The organism is Gudongella sp. QWL-04, from assembly GCF_058683975.1.
In genome coordinates this window covers 604030-620772 of the sequence record NZ_CM178754.1, presented here as the reverse complement: position 1 = coordinate 620772, position 16743 = coordinate 604030, and the positions used below count along the sequence as shown (strand labels likewise).

The window sequence follows — 16743 nt, the reverse complement described above, 5'->3', positions numbered from 1 at the left end:
CATTTTATGTAGTTGGTGGGCCTTCAGGGACTCGAACCCCGGACCTACCGGTTATGAGCCGGGCGCTCTAACCGACTGAGCTAAAGGCCCCCATCTTATGGCGGAGAAGGAGGGATTTGAACCCTCGCGCCCCTTATCAGGACCTACTCCCTTAGCAGGGGAGCCTCTTCAGCCACTTGAGTACTTCTCCTTATGGCGGAGAGGGTGGGATTCGAACCCACGTGGGCCGCAAAGCCCTAACGGTTTTCAAGACCGCCCCGTTATGACCGCTTCGGTACCTCTCCAAATGGTGATCCATCCGCGACTCGAACGCGGGACACCCTGATTAAAAGTCAGGTGCTCTACCGACTGAGCTAATGGATCATATTATATTATTGGTAAAAAAATATACTGCATGCAGTATAAGTGAACTAGGTAAAAATGGCTGGGGTGACAGGACTCGAACCTGTGGAATGCTAGAGTCAAAGTCTAGTGCCTTACCGACTTGGCTACACCCCAACACTATGGTGCACCTAGGAGGATTCGAACCCCCGGCACACGGATTAGAAGTCCGTTGCTCTATCCTACTGAGCTATAGGTGCATGATTATAAGCTTTAAGAGTTTACTGGAGCGGGTGAAGGGAATCGAACCCTCGCAACCAGCTTGGAAGGCTGGGGCTCTACCACTGAGCTACACCCGCATATTTATTAAGTTTAATTGGTGGAGGAGAGTGGATTTGAACCACTGAAAGCTTAGCTAACGGATTTACAGTCCGTCCCCTTTGGCCACTCGGGAACTCCTCCATATCTATTCCCTTGTTATGTATCAAACCCTAAAGGACATTTTCTCTTGTCCTGCGGAGCACTTTTGGAGCTGGCGAGAGGAATTGAACCCCCAACCTACTGATTACAAGTCAGTTGCTCTGCCGATTGAGCTACGCCAGCAATATTGCAGTGAATAATTTATCAGTGAACAGTGAATAGTTATTCGGGTCTCTCTTTTGGGTCTTTCGTTATTCACTCTTACTTATTCACTATTAGTTGAATTGTGGCGACCTGGAAGGGACTCGAACCCTCGACCTCCAGCGTGACAGGCTGGCATTCTAACCAACTGAACTACCAGGCCAATGGTAGTTAAAATCACAGTTCACAATTCACAGTTAACAATTATTTGCGACTTACTTACGGGTCTTTTTAATTGTGCATTGTGCATTGTAAATTGTTCATTGATAAAAGTGGTGGGCACAACAGGGCTCGAACCTGTGACCCCCTGCTTGTAAGGCAGGTGCTCTCCCAACTGAGCTATGCGCCCACTTTTTTTGGTGACCCTACCGGGATTCGAACCCGGGTTACCGCCGTGAAAGGGCGGTGTCTTAACCGCTTGACCATAGGGCCTTGATTTAATTGAAAATTGGTAGCGGCGAACGGATTTGAACCGCTGACACTGCGGGTATGAACCGCATGCTCTAGCCAACTGAGCTACGCCGCCACGTTAGACATTATGTTTGCACCCTCCGGGTACACCAAAATGGGTGTCTCCGCTGTCGCTATGACAGATATAATGGTTGCGGGAGCAGGATTTGAACCTACGACCTCCGGGTTATGAGCCCGACGAGCTACCAGACTGCTCCATCCCGCGTCAATATTTTAACCCTTTTGTGCCATAGAGTTATGGTGCCGAGGACCGGAATCGAACCGGTACGACTTTAAGGGTCGCAGGATTTTAAGTCCTGTGCGTCTGCCAGTTCCGCCACCCCGGCATACTCTGGCTCTCAGGGTGGGACTCGAACCCACAACCTACCGGTTAACAGCCGGTTGCTCCGCCATTGAGCTACCTAAGAATAGAGTCGGCTGCGTTAGCCAAATCATAGATTTGGACTGCGCGACATCTGACCTACTAAAGCTCACTTTCGTTCGCTAAGTTAGGTCATTAGTCGGCTGCGTTAGCCAAATCATAGATCTGGACTGCGCGACATCTGACCTACTAAAGCTCACTTTCGTTCGCTAAGTTAGGTCATTAGACTGGCAACTTCCTACTCTCCCAGGTCGTTTCCAACCAAGTACCATCGGCGTTAAGAGGCTTAACTTCTGTGTTCGGTATGGGTACAGGTGTCTCCCTCTTGCTATCGTCACCAGACGAAAACTAAATCTACTATAGAACAAACACTACTTACTACAATTCACAATTTACAATTCACAGTTCTCAGCTAAGATTCTTCGCTTACGCTCAGAATGACAATCACTATTCACTGTTCACTATTCACTGTTCACTGACTTAGGTCAAGTCCTCGACATATTAGTATCTCTTAGCTTCAAGCATTGCTGCTCTTTCACCTGAGACCTATCTACCAGGTCGTCTTCCTGGTGTCTTACTCACTTTCATGATGGGAAATCTCATCTTGAGGGGGGCTTCGTGCTTAGATGCCTTCAGCACTTATCCCGTCCAAACTTAGCTACTCAGCCATGCCTTTGGCAAGACAACTGATTCACCATAGGTTTGTCCATCCCGGTCCTCTCGTACTAAGGACAGCTCCTCTCAAATTTCCTGCGCCCACGACGGATAGGGACCGAACTGTCTCACGACGTTCTGAACCCAGCTCGCGTGCCTCTTTAATGGGCGAACAGCCCAACCCTTGGGACCTACTTCAGCCCCAGGATGAGACGAGCCGACATCGAGGTGCCAAACACCCCCGTCGATGTGGACTCTTGGGGGGTATAAGCCTGTTATCCCCGGGGTAGCTTTTATCCGTTGAGCGATGGCCCTTCCACGCGGTACCACCGGATCACTAAGTCCAACTTTCGTTCCTGCTCCACTTGTTGGTGTCGCAGTCAAGCTTCCTTCTGCCTTTACACTCTTCGCACGATTTCCGACCGTGCTGAGGAAACCTTTGAGCGCCTCCGTTACTTTTTAGGAGGCGACCGCCCCAGTCAAACTGCCCAACTGACAGTGTCCCCACACCGGGTTCACGGTGCCAGGTTAGAATTTCAGCATCACAAGAGTGGTATCCCAAGGTTGGCTCCACAAATACTGGCGCACTTGCTTCTATGCCTCCCACCTATCCTGTACATGCAATGCCAAAATCCAATGTCAGCCTGCAGTAAAGCTCCACGGGGTCTTTCCGTCCTGTCGCGGGTAACTCGCATCTTCACGAGTACTACAATTTCACCGGATCCTTTGTTGAGACAGTGCCCAAATCGTTACACCTTTCGTGCGGGTCGGAACTTACCCGACAAGGAATTTCGCTACCTTAGGACCGTTATAGTTACGGCCGCCGTTTACTGGGGCTTAAGTTCACACCTTCGAAGTTTCCCTCTAAGCATTCCCCTTAACCTTCCAGCACCGGGCAGGTGTCACCCCCTATACTTCGTCTTTCGACTTAGCAGAGAGTTGTGTTTTTGGTAAACAGTCGCTTGGGCCTTTTCACTGCGGCCACCCAAAGCTTGTATATCGTATGATATCCACTCCAAGTGGCACCCCTTCTCCCGAAGTTACGGGGCTATTTTGCCGAGTTCCTTAACAAAGGTTCTTCCGCTCGTCTTAGGATTCTCTCCTCACCTACCTGTGTCGGTTTGCGGTACGGGTGAAAATATTCTCGATAGTGGCTTTTCTTGGCAGTGTGGAGTCTGCAGCTTCTCTACTTGTTTTTCGATCCCCATCACACCTCAGGATTTCTAAGAAAACGGATTTGCCTGTCTTCTCTCCCTACGTGCTTAGACGTGCTCTTCCAATCGCACGCTCTGCATATCCTCCTGCGTCCCCACTTCTCTATTAACGAATACCTCCAGTACAGGAATCATAACCTGTTGTCCATCACCTACGCTTTTCAGCCTTGGCTTAGGTCCCGACTTACCCTGAGTGGACGAGCCTTCCTCAGGAAACCTTAGGTTTTCGACGGGTGAGATTCTCACTCACCTTTCGCTACTTATGCCAGCATTCTCTCTTGTGTAATGTCCAGCGCTCCTTTCGGTACACCTTCGTCCCTTACACAATGCTCCTCTACCGATGTATTAATACATCCCACAGCTTCGGTATCTGATTTTAGCCCCGGAAATCTTCGGCGCAAGGTCTCTCGACCAGTGAGCTATTACGCACTCTTTAAATGTATGGCTGCTTCTAAGCCAACATCCTGGTTGTCTGTGAAACCTCACATCCTTTACCACTTAATCAGAATTTTGGGACCTTAGCTGGTGATCTGGGCTCTTTCCCTTTTGACTATGAAGCTTATCCCCCACAGTCTGACTCCCAAGCTTATGAGTATGGCATTCGGAGTTTGATAGGTTTTGGTAACACTATGTGCCCCTAGACCATTCAGTGCTCTACCTCCATCTCATTCTCTCTTGAGGCTAGCCCTAAAGCTATTTCGAGGAGAACCAGCTATCTCCGAGTTCGATTGGCTTTTCACCCCTATCCACAGGTCATCCCATAGCTTTTAAACGCTACCGGGTTCGAGCCTCCATTTTATTTTACTAAAACTTCACTCTGCCCATGGATAGGTCACCCGGTTTCGGGTCTATGACATGCAACTATATTCGCCCTGTTAAGACTCGGTTTCCCTACGGCTCCGTAACTTAATTACTTAACCTCGCTGCATATCATAACTCGCTGGCCCGTTCTACAAAAAGTACGCGGTCACACTTTTAACGTGCTTCCACTGCTTGTAAGCATAGGGTTTCAGGTTCTATTTCACTCCCCTCCCGGGGTTCTTTTCGCCTTTCCCTCACGGTACTGTTCACTATCGGTCACCAAGTAGTATTTAGCCTTGGGAGGTGGGCCTCCCTGCTTCCCACGGGATTTCTCGTGTCCCGTGGTACTCTGGAGCACAGCCTGTGAGTATTCCATTTCGTCTACAGGGCTATCACCTTGTTTCGCAAAGCTTCCCAGCTTTCTTCGACTATGGATCACTCAATCTTTTGCTGTGTCCTCAACCCCTGATAAATCAGGTTTGGGCTCTTTCCATTTCGCTCGCCGCTACTTTGAAAATCGATGTTTCTTTCTCTTCCTCAGGGTACTTAGATGTTTCAGTTCCCCTGGTCTACCTCTCATGACTTATTTTATTGGGTCATGAGTACTTGAGGGTTGCTCAAGTGGGTTCCCCCATTCGGATATCTACGGATCGACGTCTATTTGCGACTCCCCGTAGCATTTCGGTGCTTATCCCGTCCTTCTTCGGCTCTTGGTGCCAAGGCATTCGCCCTATGCTCTTAATAACTTGACCTATTTCATGTTTGTTCTTTTTATTAGATTTAGTTTTCAATGTTCAATTGATCCAACCTTAAGTTGGGTCGTGGTGGAGATGAGGAGGATCGAACTCCTGACCCCCTGCTTGCAAGGCAGGTGCTCTCCCAGCTGAGCTACACCCCCACAAATTCAGTTAATAGTGAATAGTTAATAGTGAATAGTTGTTATGAATGCCTCTTTGGCTTTTGCTTGCCTTTTAGCTATTCACTGTTCACTCTTACTTATTCACTGATATTTTATTCTCCGCAGTCTCGAATCACAATTTCTTCCACTTGATACTCTCGTGAGAAATTGGTTCTCGTTGCGTTTAACCTACCTACAGCTCCCTTACGATCGCTGGGTTAGGTTATAACAAACAGTGTGAGATACTTATGAATGTATCTTCCTTAGAAAGGAGGTGATCCAGCCGCACCTTCCGATACGGCTACCTTGTTACGACTTCACCCCAGTCATTGCCCCTACCTTCGACAGCTGCCTCCATTGCTGGTTAGCTCACTGGCTTCGGGTATTGACAACTCCCATGGTGTGACGGGCGGTGTGTACAAGACCCGGGAACGCATTCACCGCGGCATTCTGATCCGCGATTACTAGCAACTCCGACTTCATGCAGGCGAGTTGCAGCCTGCAATCCGAACTGGGATCGGCTTTTAGAGATTTGCTTGCCATCGCTGGCTTGCTTCTCGTTGTACCGACCATTGTAGCACGTGTGTAGCCCAGGACATAAAGGGCATGATGATTTGACGTCATCCCCACCTTCCTCCGATTTGTCATCGGCAGTCTCTTTAGAGTGCCCAACTTAATGATGGCAACTAAAGACAAGGGTTGCGCTCGTTGCGGGACTTAACCCAACATCTCACGACACGAGCTGACGACAACCATGCACCACCTGTGTCCGCTGTACCCCGAAGGATAAAGGTCTATCTCTAGACCGGTCAGTGGCATGTCAAGCCCTGGTAAGGTTCTTCGCGTTGCTTCGAATTAAACCACATGCTCCGCTGCTTGTGCGGGTCCCCGTCAATTCCTTTGAGTTTCATACTTGCGTACGTACTCCCCAGGCGGAGTGCTTAATGCGTTAGCTGCGGCACCGAGGTTTGACCCCCAACACCTAGCACTCATCGTTTACGGCGTGGACTACCAGGGTATCTAATCCTGTTTGCTCCCCACGCTTTCGTTCCTCAGCGTCAGTATAAGTCCAGAAAGTCGCCTTCGCCACTGGTATTCCTCCTAATATCTACGCATTTCACCGCTACACTAGGAATTCCACTTTCCTCTCCTTAACTCAAGTCTGACAGTTTCAAATGCTTACGTAGGTTGAGCCTACGCCTTTCACATCTGACTTATCAGACCGCCTGCGAACCCTTTACGCCCAATAATTCCGGACAACGCTCGCCCCCTACGTATTACCGCGGCTGCTGGCACGTAGTTAGCCGGGGCTTCCTCCTTGGGTACCGTCATTATCTTCCCCAAGGACAGAACTTTACAACCCGAAGGCCTTCATCATTCACGCGGCGTCGCTGCATCAGAGTTTCCTCCATTGTGCAATATTCCCCACTGCTGCCTCCCGTAGGAGTCTGGACCGTGTCTCAGTTCCAGTGTGGCCGTTCACCCTCTCAGGCCGGCTACCTATCGAGGCCTTGGTGAGCCGTTACCTCACCAACTAGCTAATAGGACGCGAGACCATCTTTCACCGCTTAATCGCTTTGACTTATCTCTCATGCGAGTGATAAGTATCATAAGGTATTAATCCCAGTTTCCCGAGGCTATCCCTTTGTGAAAGGCAGGTTTCTCACGCGTTACTCACCCGTCCGCCGCTAAGATGATCCTTCGCTTAGTCCGAAAACTTCACTCCGGATCACTTCGCTCGACTTGCATGTGTTAGGCACGCCGCCAGCGTTCGTCCTGAGCCAGGATCAAACTCTCATTTAATAGTTTGACTAGCTCATATTATTTGTTCTTAAAAAATTGAAATCTTTGGTTTCATTCAAAGTTCTCACACTGTTTAGTTATCTAGGTTCACTCACCCCTGCTCGAGGCGACTTGCTTAGTATAGCATCTATACTTAAGCGGTGTCAACAGGTTTTTTAAGGTTTTTTTATGCATCCTCAAATGTAGTGCTGACTTTATAAATATTACCACCTTTTACCCTCAAAGTCAACGGGTTTTTATAAATAATTAATGTCAAAATGGCCTGTAATTGTTATGGAAGATGACTCTATTTAGCCATTCCCTTTGAGTACTTAGCAATCATATTACCCAATGCAATTGAGTAAAGTTTAGTTTCCTTGTCATCTGATCTAGATACTAAAACTACAGGAACTTTTGCTCCCATGATTATGCCGGCTGATTTTCCACCTGCCAAATATGTTATAGTCTTGCCTATACCATTGCCCATTTCAATGTTTGGAACAAGCAACACATCCGCCTCACCAGCCACTTTCCCGGGAAATTTCTTGATCTGGACTGCTTCTTTTGACAACGCCAAGTCCAAGGCCATCGGTCCCTCAACTACCACATCATCTCCAAATCTGCCTTCCTTCCCCAGTCTTTCCAATTCTGCGGCATCAACTGTTGCCTGCATCTTCGGATTGACCTTTTCCTTAGCAGCTAATACAGCAACCCTTATCTCTTTATTACCCATAGCTCTCGCTACGGCCGTTGCATTGTCAATAATCTTAGCTTTATCCTCAACATCAGGGTATAGGTTCATTCCCCCATCAGTTAAATATAGCAGTTTAGGATAAGTGTTGACCTCATAAACCATTACATGGCTTATCAGGCTGTTTGTTCTTAGCCCCCATTCCTTATTTAACACTGCCTTTAGTAATATTGAAGTGTCTACCAAGCCCTTCATTATATAGTCTGCTTCTCCCGAGGATACAAGCCTTACCCCCATTTCAGCAGCCTCTTCAAGGCTGGATGTCTCTATGAACCTGAAGGCTGATATATCTAGTCCTAGCTTTTTTGCAAGGTCAAGGGTCTCCTCCTTTGATCCTATAAGAATTGGATCACTTATCCCCATCTCCGCACTTTCTATAACAGCTCCAAGTACATCTTCATCCTGGCAAGCAACTACAGCAAGCTTCATCCTGTTTCCCTTTAATTCCATTAATTCATCCAGTGAATTGATCATATTGATCCTCCCTTTTCCTTAATGTAGTTTTCCAATGAATTTAGCTGTGCTTTTACACCTTCATCATTGGGGTTAAGTCTATGAGCAGTCCTAATGTCAAGCAGGCCGTTATCAAGGTCTCCCAGATTGAGCCTTCCAAGCCCTCTATTGAAATATAACCTATAGTCCTCTTCGCATTTTACTAGCCCAGTAGTAAAAATATCTATGGCGGCATTGATATCTCCTTCGTTGAAATAGGATATACCCAGCTCATTATAGGTATCTGCCACGTCATCCTTTAACTCTAGTGAGATGTTTAAGAACTCTAATGCATTATCAAAATCTCCATAGCCTCTGTAAGCCAGGCCGATCAAATAATTCACATACCAATTCTTGGCTTCTGCAGGTAGAAGCTTTAGAAGATGATCAAGTGCCAGATCAAACTTCATATTATCCATATAGGAAAGTGCCATCTCGGTTCTATACTCAGGTTCTATGGACTCTAGCTGAAGTCTTATCTCTTCCTTTCTAAGGTCATCAAGATCAAGAATTAGCACCTTATCCCAGGTCAATTTTGCCTTTGCGAATTGGTTGTGGTATCTGTAGTGATACCCAAGCTTGTAATATGCAGGGTAATACTCCGAGTCTTTTTCAAGGATTTCCTCAAGGAGCAAGGTTGATTCATGTAGAAGCTTGACCCCCTTAGATTGGTCTCCTGAGTGAAGCATTCTCTCCGCAAGGAGTTCAAGCACAATTGCGTAATAGAAATCACCATCTTGTGAAGGTCTCAATTGATCAAGTGTACGAAGATACATCCCGCTTGAATCCAAATCCCCATTTTCAAGCTCTTCGAGTGCTTTTCTTAACAAAAGCTTATCAACATCAGTACTATAGTTTTTCAGGATCTTAATATAATCATTCTTGTGGGGGAAATTATCGTCAGCTCCCAAAGTATATGCTATCCCCTCGATTATCTGATCAAGAGATATCTCCTTATCCTCACCCGAATTGCTTAAGTCCTTGATGAGCTTCTCAGTAATTACAGGAAGAGGAAGATCAGGATCTAAGCCAATAAGTGTAAGTCTTTCACCACTTTTCCCTTTGAAGCTTACAAAACCTACATCCTTTGATTTACTTGAAAAATACTTGTCTGCTTCCTTCATTGCTACCTCCTAAAATTTTCGCATGAACTGCCTTTTTCTTCTAGTTGACCCATTAAGCAATACAAAAAGATGCCCTCTATATAACATTCCGACGGAAATAATAGCTCCTGAAGCGATAAGCATGATGAACCAACTGATCCCTCCTGATCCTCTTCCTAAAAATCCAGATCCAAAAATTTCATTTGTGAAAATATATATCAAAATCATAAAAATAATATTTGGAGTCAGCCAATTTAGCCAGTTCTCTTTCATGAATCCAAACGTAGACATAATCGTGTCCAGTGGATCTCGGTCTTTAATGTATATCGCTTCAGGTAGTGGATTAAGAATTACTAATACTATAAAAGGCAATACCCAGTATATTGTGTAAATCATCGGCCCTATGATACTTGCAAGGAGATCAAGCACCATACTTGATATATAAAATATGAAAAATATCCCATATACCTTCCACAGGTAATGAGTCAACCCATATCTGGCATCCTTCCACCTAAAACGATTATAAACTATTATATTCCCTAATAGGAAAAGGTAGCTTGATATAAGCGCACTCTGCAGTATCGCCATTATGATACCACCGAATATGCCTACTGGTCCTGAAAGTAGATAGCCCATCAAGAATGATGCCCCAAACCCAAATATTACATATGCAAACCCTACAAGCAAAACCTGGGGGTTCTTCTTGATATTTTCTGTCGTTTTTTTTAATACCTCTCCATTGACGTAAGCCATATCTTGTACAATATTCAATCCAATACCTCCCTGATGAATTTTGTTACATCAAATATCTTTTTATCTTCACTCTTTACCTGAGGACTGTATATCATGACAGCAGTTTCTTTTTCATAATATGAGTATGGCGGCTTTGTATTAATTATCTTGAAAATGTCTGATCTGAAATACTCAACTCTGATCCTTTTGATAAGATCTTTTGTTGATGTCTCAAGCTCCTCTGGGATATAAGTTTTAACTAACTCAGTCTTTCTCAGAATATCATGAAGCGTGGACCCTTTAAGGAAATTGGTTTTACCAAAAGCTCTTGGAGGCTTATTTGAATCATTGTTTATATAGTAGTCCAGTTTAATGAGATCACTTATAAGAGTCAAATCCTCAAGCTTTGTGCTTTTGCAGAAATCAAACAGGATATTGTATAAAGACTCCCTGCTTTGAGCTTGATCATACAACCTTGTCCTCCTCCAATATCCAGAAAAGACTTCGAAAAACTTAAATGCGGATTTGAAATATTTGCTGGATATATGAGTTATGCTGTACTTAAAAAGCCTTTCATTATAGTATCTTTCAACCAATTCCTCAATGTCTTTTAGTCTTATTAAATCATCGTAGCTCAGCCATTTGGTCTTTAAAACCTCATATGGAGCCTTGTCAAGGAATTCATAACCATGGAGTTCTGCCTCATTTCGAAGTCTCGAACCTTTAAGAAGCTTAAGGAATCCTAATTGTATCTTTTCAGGATTTATATCAAAGAGGTCATCAAAAGATTTACCAAATCTATGATAATCCTCAAATGGAAGTCCAGCAATGAGATCCAGGTGCTGGTGTATATTTCCGTAAGAAGCTATAGCCTCTGAAACCTTTCGCAATTTCATAAAATCCGTAGTTCTACCTATTGAGTCTATTGTATCCTGGTGAGTCGACTGAACGCCGATTTCAAATTGGAACAACCCTTTCCTAAGTCCTTTGAAAAACTCCAGCTGCTCCTGGTCTACAAGGTGGGCTGTAATTTCCGCATGAAAGCTTGTCATTTGCTTTGAATTTAGAGCTACATGCTCCATTATTTGCTGTGCAAAACTCTTGTCTGCATTAAATGTCCTATCGACAAATTTAATCTGTCTGGCACCAGAGCCTATCAAGAAGTCCAAATCTGTTTTCACTCTATCTATTGAGAACCTCCTTAATCCATGAATTGTTGAGGATAGGCAGAACGCACAATTGAATGGACAACCCCGTGATGCCTCATAATATACTATCTTATTTTCTAAATTGTCATCATTCGAGTATGGAAATGGTATGTCGTCGAGATGCTTTATAAGTTGTCTTTGAGGATTTATAAATACTTCATCCCCTTTTCTGTAAGCCAAACCATCGATTTCAACTACATTCTTTCCAGTGACCAATTCTCTGAAGGTTTCTTCACCTTCTCCATAAATCACCATATCTATAAATCTATTGTCCTTTAGTATCTTAGCCGGATCATATGATACCTCAGGGCCACCAAGGAGAATCCTGGTTCCTGGAGATACTATTTTGATGATTCTTGAAATATTTAAAACCTCTTCAATATTCCAAATGTAGGTGGAAAAACCCACTAGATCCGCTTTGATCCGAAATATTTCGGCGGCTATTGAGTCGATCCTCTGATTTATTGTGAACTCTTCGATCTTAATGTCACAAAATCCACCAGCATATGCCTTAAGATATCTAATGGCAAGGTTTGAGTGTATATATTTTGAATTTACAGCAACCAATAAAGTCTTCATATAATACCTTCCTTACAGTAATTTGACTGTAATCATATTCTATAACAAAAGCACCTGCGTGCCAATCGATTTTACCCTCAAGGTATTGAATCTTTAGCTTAAACATTATAGAATGAATAAAGAACATTTGAAAGGGGACAAAGAATGAAACACTTTGATTTCGACAGAATATCAATACAGGAAATGTCTAAGGATGACATGCTTTTGATCATTGAAGCCCTTGAGTATACAGGTAAATCAACTAATATTGATCAGTTCCTCCAGCTTAGGAGCAATATTCTCCAAGAACTGGCATCTCTTGCTGAGATGCCACAGGATAAATTTCTAGAATACTTAAAGGAAGAGACTCTGTCGATTTGACAGAGTCTCTTTTTACATTTTATTTGGTGCATCTATTCCAAGTAGTCCTAATCCGGTCCTTATGACGGTTTTTGTGGCAAAAGTCAAGGCAAGCCTTGTATTCTTGAGTGTTTCATCCTCAACTATGATCGAGGTACTGTTGTAGAATTTATTGAATGCCTTCGCCAGGTCGACGATATGTCTGGTGATAAAAAATGGCTCATTCTTCTCCATAGAATCGATTACTGTGTGTGGAAAGTCGTAAATAAGTCTGATGATATTGGTCTCGTCTTCACTGGTCAATAAACCATAATCGATTGCACCGTTCTCGTCAAATCCTCCCTTTTCCAAGAGTGAATTTGCCCTTGCGTGGGTATATTGCACATATGGTCCAGTTTCTCCTTCGAAGCTCAGTGTCCTGTCCCAGTTGAATACATAATCCTTTATCCTTTGGTTAAACAATTCCTGGAATAGGATCGCTCCAATGCCGATTTGCCTTGCAACCTCATCCTTATCAGCCAGACCTGGATTTCTCTCCTCGATTATCTTTCTTGTGTTTTCAATGGCTGTATTTAAAACATCCTCAAGAAATACAACTCTGCCCTTTCTTGTAGACAAAGTTCCTTCTTCCAAGCTGACCATCCCAAATGGAATGTGGATACAATCCTTTGCCCATTCGTGTCCCATCAACTCCACTATCTTCATCCATGCTTTGAAATGTAGATTCTGTTGGGAAGCGACAACATATAGATTTTTGTAAAAATCATAATGATTCTTTCTGTAGATAGCCGCTGCGATATCTCTTGTCGTATAAAGAGTCGATCCATCCTTCTTCATTATCAAAGCAGGAGGCATGCCATATGGCTCCAGATCAACTATCAGGGCTCCCTCTGATTCTTTTACTATACCCTTTGACTTCATCTCTTCTAAAACTTCAGGCATTTTATCAGAATAGAAGCTTTCACCTGCAAAGGAGTCAAAGCTTATTTTCAGCATATCATATACACGGTTAAACTCCTTAAGACTAATGTCTCTTATCCATTGCCAAAGCTCATAAGCTTCCTGGTTTCCATTCTCAAGCTCCTTAAACCAGTATCTTGCCTCGTCCTTAAGCTGTGGATCACTTTCAGCTTCTGTATTGAACCTTACATAAAGAGTCAGCAGCTCCTTAATTGGATTAGCTTCTATAACCTCTCTGTCTCCCCATTTTTTAAATGCTGATATGAGCATGCCAAATTGAGTACCGTAATCCCCAAGGTGATTGATCTTAATCGTATCGAATCCAAGGAAATTGTAAATCTTTGCAAGGGAATTGCCGATTACAGTCGTGCGTATGTGCCCAATGTGGAAGGGTTTTGCGATATTAGGTGATGAGAACTCAACTATAACCCTTTTCCCTTCTCCAATTTTTGAGGAACCATACTTTTCTTTTTTCTCTAGAACCTCAGAAATAGTCGTTTGTGCAAGTTTTTCCCTGCTTATGAAAAAGTTGACGTAAGGACCAGCTGCTTCAATTTTTTCAAAATTATCATCTTCCTTCAGTTTGTCTGCCAAATCTTGGGCTATAGCGTTCGGAGCTTTTCTCAACACTTTAGCCAGCCTGAAGGTGGGGAATGCATAATCTCCCATATCATATGACGGCGGGATCTCCATCAAGCTCTCCAGTTCTTCCCTTCCCAGATCTGTAAGGATCATAGAAAGCAGGTCCACTGCTTTGTCCTTGAATATTAACATCCAATCTCCTCCTAAAAATAAAATTAGCCCTCATCTCCTGCAAGAGACGAGAGCTATCCCGTGGTACCACTCTTATTGGCATTATGCCCGCTTGAGATCTTAACGCGATCAACGTACTCACGCAATCTCAGGGATCCTTTTCCTTTTGACTTCAATCGCCGGCTTACACCAGTCCCGGCTCGCTTTGATATCCATCGGAGTACTCTTCCCGTCTCAGACTCAATATTTATTAGTTAAATATACCCTATAATCACATTATTTTCAACATTATTTGATGATGATCCAAGAAATGTCAGAACTTCATCACTTAAGCTCTACAACAGTGACACCATCTCCACCCTCACCATACTTACCAGCTCTCATTGTCCTAACATGTCTATGGGTCTTCATATACTGTTTGATTCCCTCTCTTAATGCTCCCGTACCCTTCCCATGGATTATAAATACCTCCTTAAGCCCTGATACGTAAGCATCATCCAAATACTTATCCACTTCAAGGATCCCTTCCTCAATATTCTTTCCTCTAAGATCCAGCTCGGTCTTTATGGTCTTTGACTTAGCACCAAGAGGAGTCTTCCCTCCCTTTTGAATCATAGTGGACTGCTCCTCCTTGCACCTTCTCAATGTCGAAAGCTTAACAGTTACCTTCATGATACCTATCTGGACCTCGACATTCTCCTTATCGTCCGGAGGAGTTAGAACTATACCCTTTTGATTTAGTGTAAGTACCTCGACAGATTCTCCAGCCATAAGATTTTTTGGAGGTTTATTGGATACTACCTCTTTTATGCCATTACCAGCGGCACTTTCACGACTTTTAAGCTCCTCACGAATCATATCCTGTGCTTCCTGGAGTCTTCTAGCCTTTTCCTTATCCAACTCAGCAGCAAGCTCTCTTAACTCTCCTGCAAGAAGATCACTGCTTTCCTTTGCAGATCTTACTATATGAAGAGCTTCTTCCCTTGCTTTTTGAATAATCTTCTCTCTATTTTCTTCAAGTTTCTTTCGCTCTCTCTCCATCTCTGACCGCAGAGCTTCTATCTCTTTTTTGATTTTCTCGGCTTCAAGCTTGTTTTCCTCAGCCATCCTTCTGTCTCTGTCCATAGCCTGTAGAACATCCTCAAACTCAATGTTCTCTTGTGAAACAAGTTCTCTTGCCTGACTTATTATATGCTCAGGGAGCCCCAACCTCTTTGATATTTCAAAAGCATTTGATTTCCCGGGTACCCCAATGAGAAGCTTATAAGTCGGACTTAAAGTCTCAACATCAAATTCAACTGAAGCGTTTCTGACATCATCACTTGTTAAAGCATAAAGTTTTAGCTGGCTGTAATGTGTAGTAGCGAGTGTCCTTATCTGTCTGTTTTTTAGTTGATCGAGTATAGCCATTGCCAGTGCTGCACCCTCGACTGGGTCGGTTCCAGCACCCAGTTCATCAAATAATACTAGGCTATTAGTTGCAAGCTCTGAGAATATTTGAACTATATTAGTCATATGTGAGGAAAAAGTTGATAAGCTTTGCTCAATACTTTGTTCATCGCCTATGTCTGCAAACACCTGATCAAATACGGCTAGTTGTGAATTAAAGTCTGCAGGTATGTGAAGACCCGATTGACCCATTAACGTCAGCAATCCAACTGTTTTTAAGGTTACTGTCTTGCCTCCTGTATTCGGTCCGGTGATAATAAGGGTATTGAATTCCCCTCCAAGATAAACATCTATAGGAACAACTTTCCCTGTAAGTAAAGGATGTCTGGCTTTTTTGATACTGATCAGGCCCTTATCGTTTAGGATTGGCTGAGTTGCCTTCATATCCAAAGCCAGCTTCCCCTTAGCAAACGCAAAGTCGATCCTGGATAGGATCAGCTCATTTCCCCTGATCCCTTCAGCTTCCTCAGCCACAAATGCTGACAGTTCAAGAAGGATCCTCTCTATTTCTTCTCTTTCCTTTACTTCCAATTCTCTGAGTTCATTATTAAGCTCAACCACCGCCATTGGCTCTACGAATGCCGTAGCTCCACTCGAGGATACGTCATGCACCAAGCCTGGAACACTGCTCCGATTCTCCTGCTTGACCGGTATTACATACCTGCCGTCTCTCATAGTAATTATGCTATCCTGCAGGTATTTCTTATAAGTTGATGAGCTGATCATACTGTTTAGCTTTTCACGTATCCCATCATTCTTGCTTCTTATTTGTCTCCTTATATTTCTGAGAGTTGAACTGGCATTGTCAGAAATCTCATTTTCTCCTATAATAGCATTGCTTATAGATTCTTCAATATGCTTGTACACGCTGAGGGTATCAACAAGATCTCCCATAATGCCATAGCCATCTGTTTTGTCTTCCCTTGAATCACGCATATAGGTCTTCAATGCCCTTGAAACCCTTAAAGTTTCACCTATTTTAAGCAATGCTGAAGGACTTAGCATACCTCCCAGCTCAGCTCTTTTTACATCAGAGGAGATGGCATAAATCCCATAAAGAGGAGGAGCTCCTCTCTTCATAAGCAAGCTAAGTGCTTCTCCAGTTTCCTTCTGAAGATGCTCTATCTCAGAAATCGAGATTTGTGGGACAAGTGCTGATGCCATATCTCTTCCGAGTGAGGATTCCGTTCTCTCGGAAAGTCTTTCTCTTATTTTATAGAACTCAAGTACTTTCAAGCTTTTCAGGTTCAATCA

Annotated in this window: 7 protein-coding genes, 17 tRNA genes and 3 rRNA genes; 1 reads left to right on the top strand and 26 read right to left on the bottom strand. The window is 43.8% G+C overall.

All coding sequences use genetic code 11. The annotated features are described in order from the left end of the window. Positions 1–13 precede the first annotated feature (13 nt). From AC4PHB_RS03105 to AC4PHB_RS02990, 24 genes are all read right to left on the bottom strand, one after another. A tRNA-Ile gene (locus AC4PHB_RS03105) sits at positions 14–90 on the bottom strand. 8 nt (positions 91–98) lie between these two features. Next, positions 99–190 (bottom strand) — tRNA-Ser (locus tag AC4PHB_RS03100). Positions 191–193: 3 nt separating this feature from the next. Continuing rightward, a tRNA-Ser gene (locus tag AC4PHB_RS03095) sits at positions 194–284 on the bottom strand. Positions 285–287: 3 nt separating this feature from the next. Beyond that, positions 288–363 (bottom strand) — tRNA-Lys (locus AC4PHB_RS03090). Positions 364–421: 58 nt separating this feature from the next. Continuing rightward, a tRNA-Gln gene (locus AC4PHB_RS03085) sits at positions 422–498 on the bottom strand. Positions 499–504: 6 nt separating this feature from the next. Next, positions 505–581, bottom strand: a tRNA-Arg gene (locus tag AC4PHB_RS03080). Between the two features lie 25 nt (positions 582–606). Beyond that, positions 607–680: transfer RNA gene (locus AC4PHB_RS03075), tRNA-Gly, on the bottom strand. 18 nt (positions 681–698) lie between these two features. Continuing rightward, positions 699–783 (bottom strand) — tRNA-Tyr (locus tag AC4PHB_RS03070). Positions 784–848: 65 nt separating this feature from the next. After that, positions 849–924, bottom strand: a tRNA-Thr gene (locus AC4PHB_RS03065). Positions 925–1028: 104 nt separating this feature from the next. After that, positions 1029–1105 (bottom strand) — tRNA-Asp (locus tag AC4PHB_RS03060). Between the two features lie 110 nt (positions 1106–1215). Then, positions 1216–1291 (bottom strand) — tRNA-Val (locus tag AC4PHB_RS03055). A gap of 8 nt (positions 1292–1299) precedes the next feature. Continuing rightward, positions 1300–1374: transfer RNA gene (locus AC4PHB_RS03050), tRNA-Glu, on the bottom strand. Between the two features lie 17 nt (positions 1375–1391). Next, positions 1392–1468 (bottom strand) — tRNA-Met (locus AC4PHB_RS03045). Between the two features lie 73 nt (positions 1469–1541). Further along, positions 1542–1618: transfer RNA gene (locus AC4PHB_RS03040), tRNA-Met, on the bottom strand. 33 nt (positions 1619–1651) lie between these two features. Further along, positions 1652–1739, bottom strand: a tRNA-Leu gene (locus AC4PHB_RS03035). A 6-nt stretch (positions 1740–1745) separates the two neighbouring features. Further along, positions 1746–1820: transfer RNA gene (locus tag AC4PHB_RS03030), tRNA-Asn, on the bottom strand. Between the two features lie 179 nt (positions 1821–1999). Beyond that, positions 2000–2116 (bottom strand): 5S ribosomal RNA (gene rrf / locus AC4PHB_RS03025). Between the two features lie 139 nt (positions 2117–2255). Continuing rightward, positions 2256–5195 (bottom strand): 23S ribosomal RNA (locus AC4PHB_RS03020). Positions 5196–5265: 70 nt separating this feature from the next. Beyond that, positions 5266–5341, bottom strand: a tRNA-Ala gene (locus AC4PHB_RS03015). Positions 5342–5608: 267 nt separating this feature from the next. Beyond that, a 16S ribosomal RNA gene (locus tag AC4PHB_RS03010) occupies positions 5609–7144 on the bottom strand. The 16S, 23S and 5S rRNA genes sit together here with 17 tRNA genes alongside, the layout of an rRNA operon. 286 nt (positions 7145–7430) lie before the next feature. Continuing rightward, on the bottom strand, positions 7431–8348 hold the full coding sequence (locus tag AC4PHB_RS03005) for a bifunctional enoyl-CoA hydratase/phosphate acetyltransferase (protein ID WP_492137189.1): 918 nt from the start codon (positions 8346–8348) through the stop codon (positions 7431–7433). Continuing rightward, on the bottom strand, positions 8345–9490 hold the full coding sequence (locus AC4PHB_RS03000; protein WP_492137188.1) for a tetratricopeptide repeat protein: 1146 nt from the start codon (positions 9488–9490) through the stop codon (positions 8345–8347). The genes AC4PHB_RS03005 and AC4PHB_RS03000 overlap by 4 nt, the downstream gene beginning before the upstream one ends. A gap of 9 nt (positions 9491–9499) precedes the next feature. After that, positions 9500–10240 carry a hypothetical protein gene (locus AC4PHB_RS02995; RefSeq protein WP_492137187.1) on the bottom strand — a complete coding sequence of 247 codons (741 nt, stop codon included), beginning with the start codon at positions 10238–10240 and terminating at the stop codon, positions 9500–9502. Next, on the bottom strand, positions 10237–11988 hold the full coding sequence (locus AC4PHB_RS02990; protein WP_492137186.1) for a B12-binding domain-containing radical SAM protein: 1752 nt from the start codon (positions 11986–11988) through the stop codon (positions 10237–10239). Before AC4PHB_RS02990 ends, AC4PHB_RS02995 begins: the two co-directional genes overlap by 4 nt. Positions 11989–12132: 144 nt before the next feature. Here AC4PHB_RS02990 and AC4PHB_RS02985 point away from each other — a divergent pair, with 144 nt between their 5' ends. Continuing rightward, the gene (locus AC4PHB_RS02985) at positions 12133–12348 is read left to right on the top strand and encodes a hypothetical protein (RefSeq protein WP_492137185.1); all 216 of its coding nucleotides are present in this window, start codon (positions 12133–12135) and stop codon (positions 12346–12348) included. 12 nt (positions 12349–12360) lie between these two features. Here AC4PHB_RS02985 and argS read toward each other — a convergent pair whose 3' ends face one another. Both argS and AC4PHB_RS02975 read right to left on the bottom strand, forming a co-directional pair. Continuing rightward, positions 12361–14061: an arginine--tRNA ligase gene (gene argS / locus AC4PHB_RS02980; protein WP_492137184.1), complete on the bottom strand. Its 1701-nt coding sequence runs from the start codon at positions 14059–14061 to the stop codon at positions 12361–12363. 303 nt (positions 14062–14364) lie between these two features. Then, positions 14365–16740 carry an endonuclease MutS2 gene (locus AC4PHB_RS02975; protein WP_492137183.1) on the bottom strand — a complete coding sequence of 792 codons (2376 nt, stop codon included), beginning with the start codon at positions 16738–16740 and terminating at the stop codon, positions 14365–14367. Between the last annotated feature and the right edge of the window lie 3 nt (positions 16741–16743).

What these genes read in the sequence shown, in the direction of transcription:
- AC4PHB_RS03005 (WP_492137189.1), bottom strand. Translation starts at nt 8,348, where the DNA reads ATGATCAATTCACTGGATGAATTAATGGAATTAAAGGGAAACAGGATG.
- AC4PHB_RS03000 (WP_492137188.1), bottom strand. Translation starts at nt 9,490, where the DNA reads ATGAAGGAAGCAGACAAGTATTTTTCAAGTAAATCAAAGGATGTAGGT.
- AC4PHB_RS02990 (WP_492137186.1), bottom strand. Translation starts at nt 11,988, where the DNA reads ATGAAGACTTTATTGGTTGCTGTAAATTCAAAATATATACACTCAAAC.
- AC4PHB_RS02985 (WP_492137185.1), top strand. Translation starts at nt 12,133, where the DNA reads ATGAAACACTTTGATTTCGACAGAATATCAATACAGGAAATGTCTAAG.
- argS (WP_492137184.1), bottom strand. Translation starts at nt 14,061, where the DNA reads ATGTTAATATTCAAGGACAAAGCAGTGGACCTGCTTTCTATGATCCTT.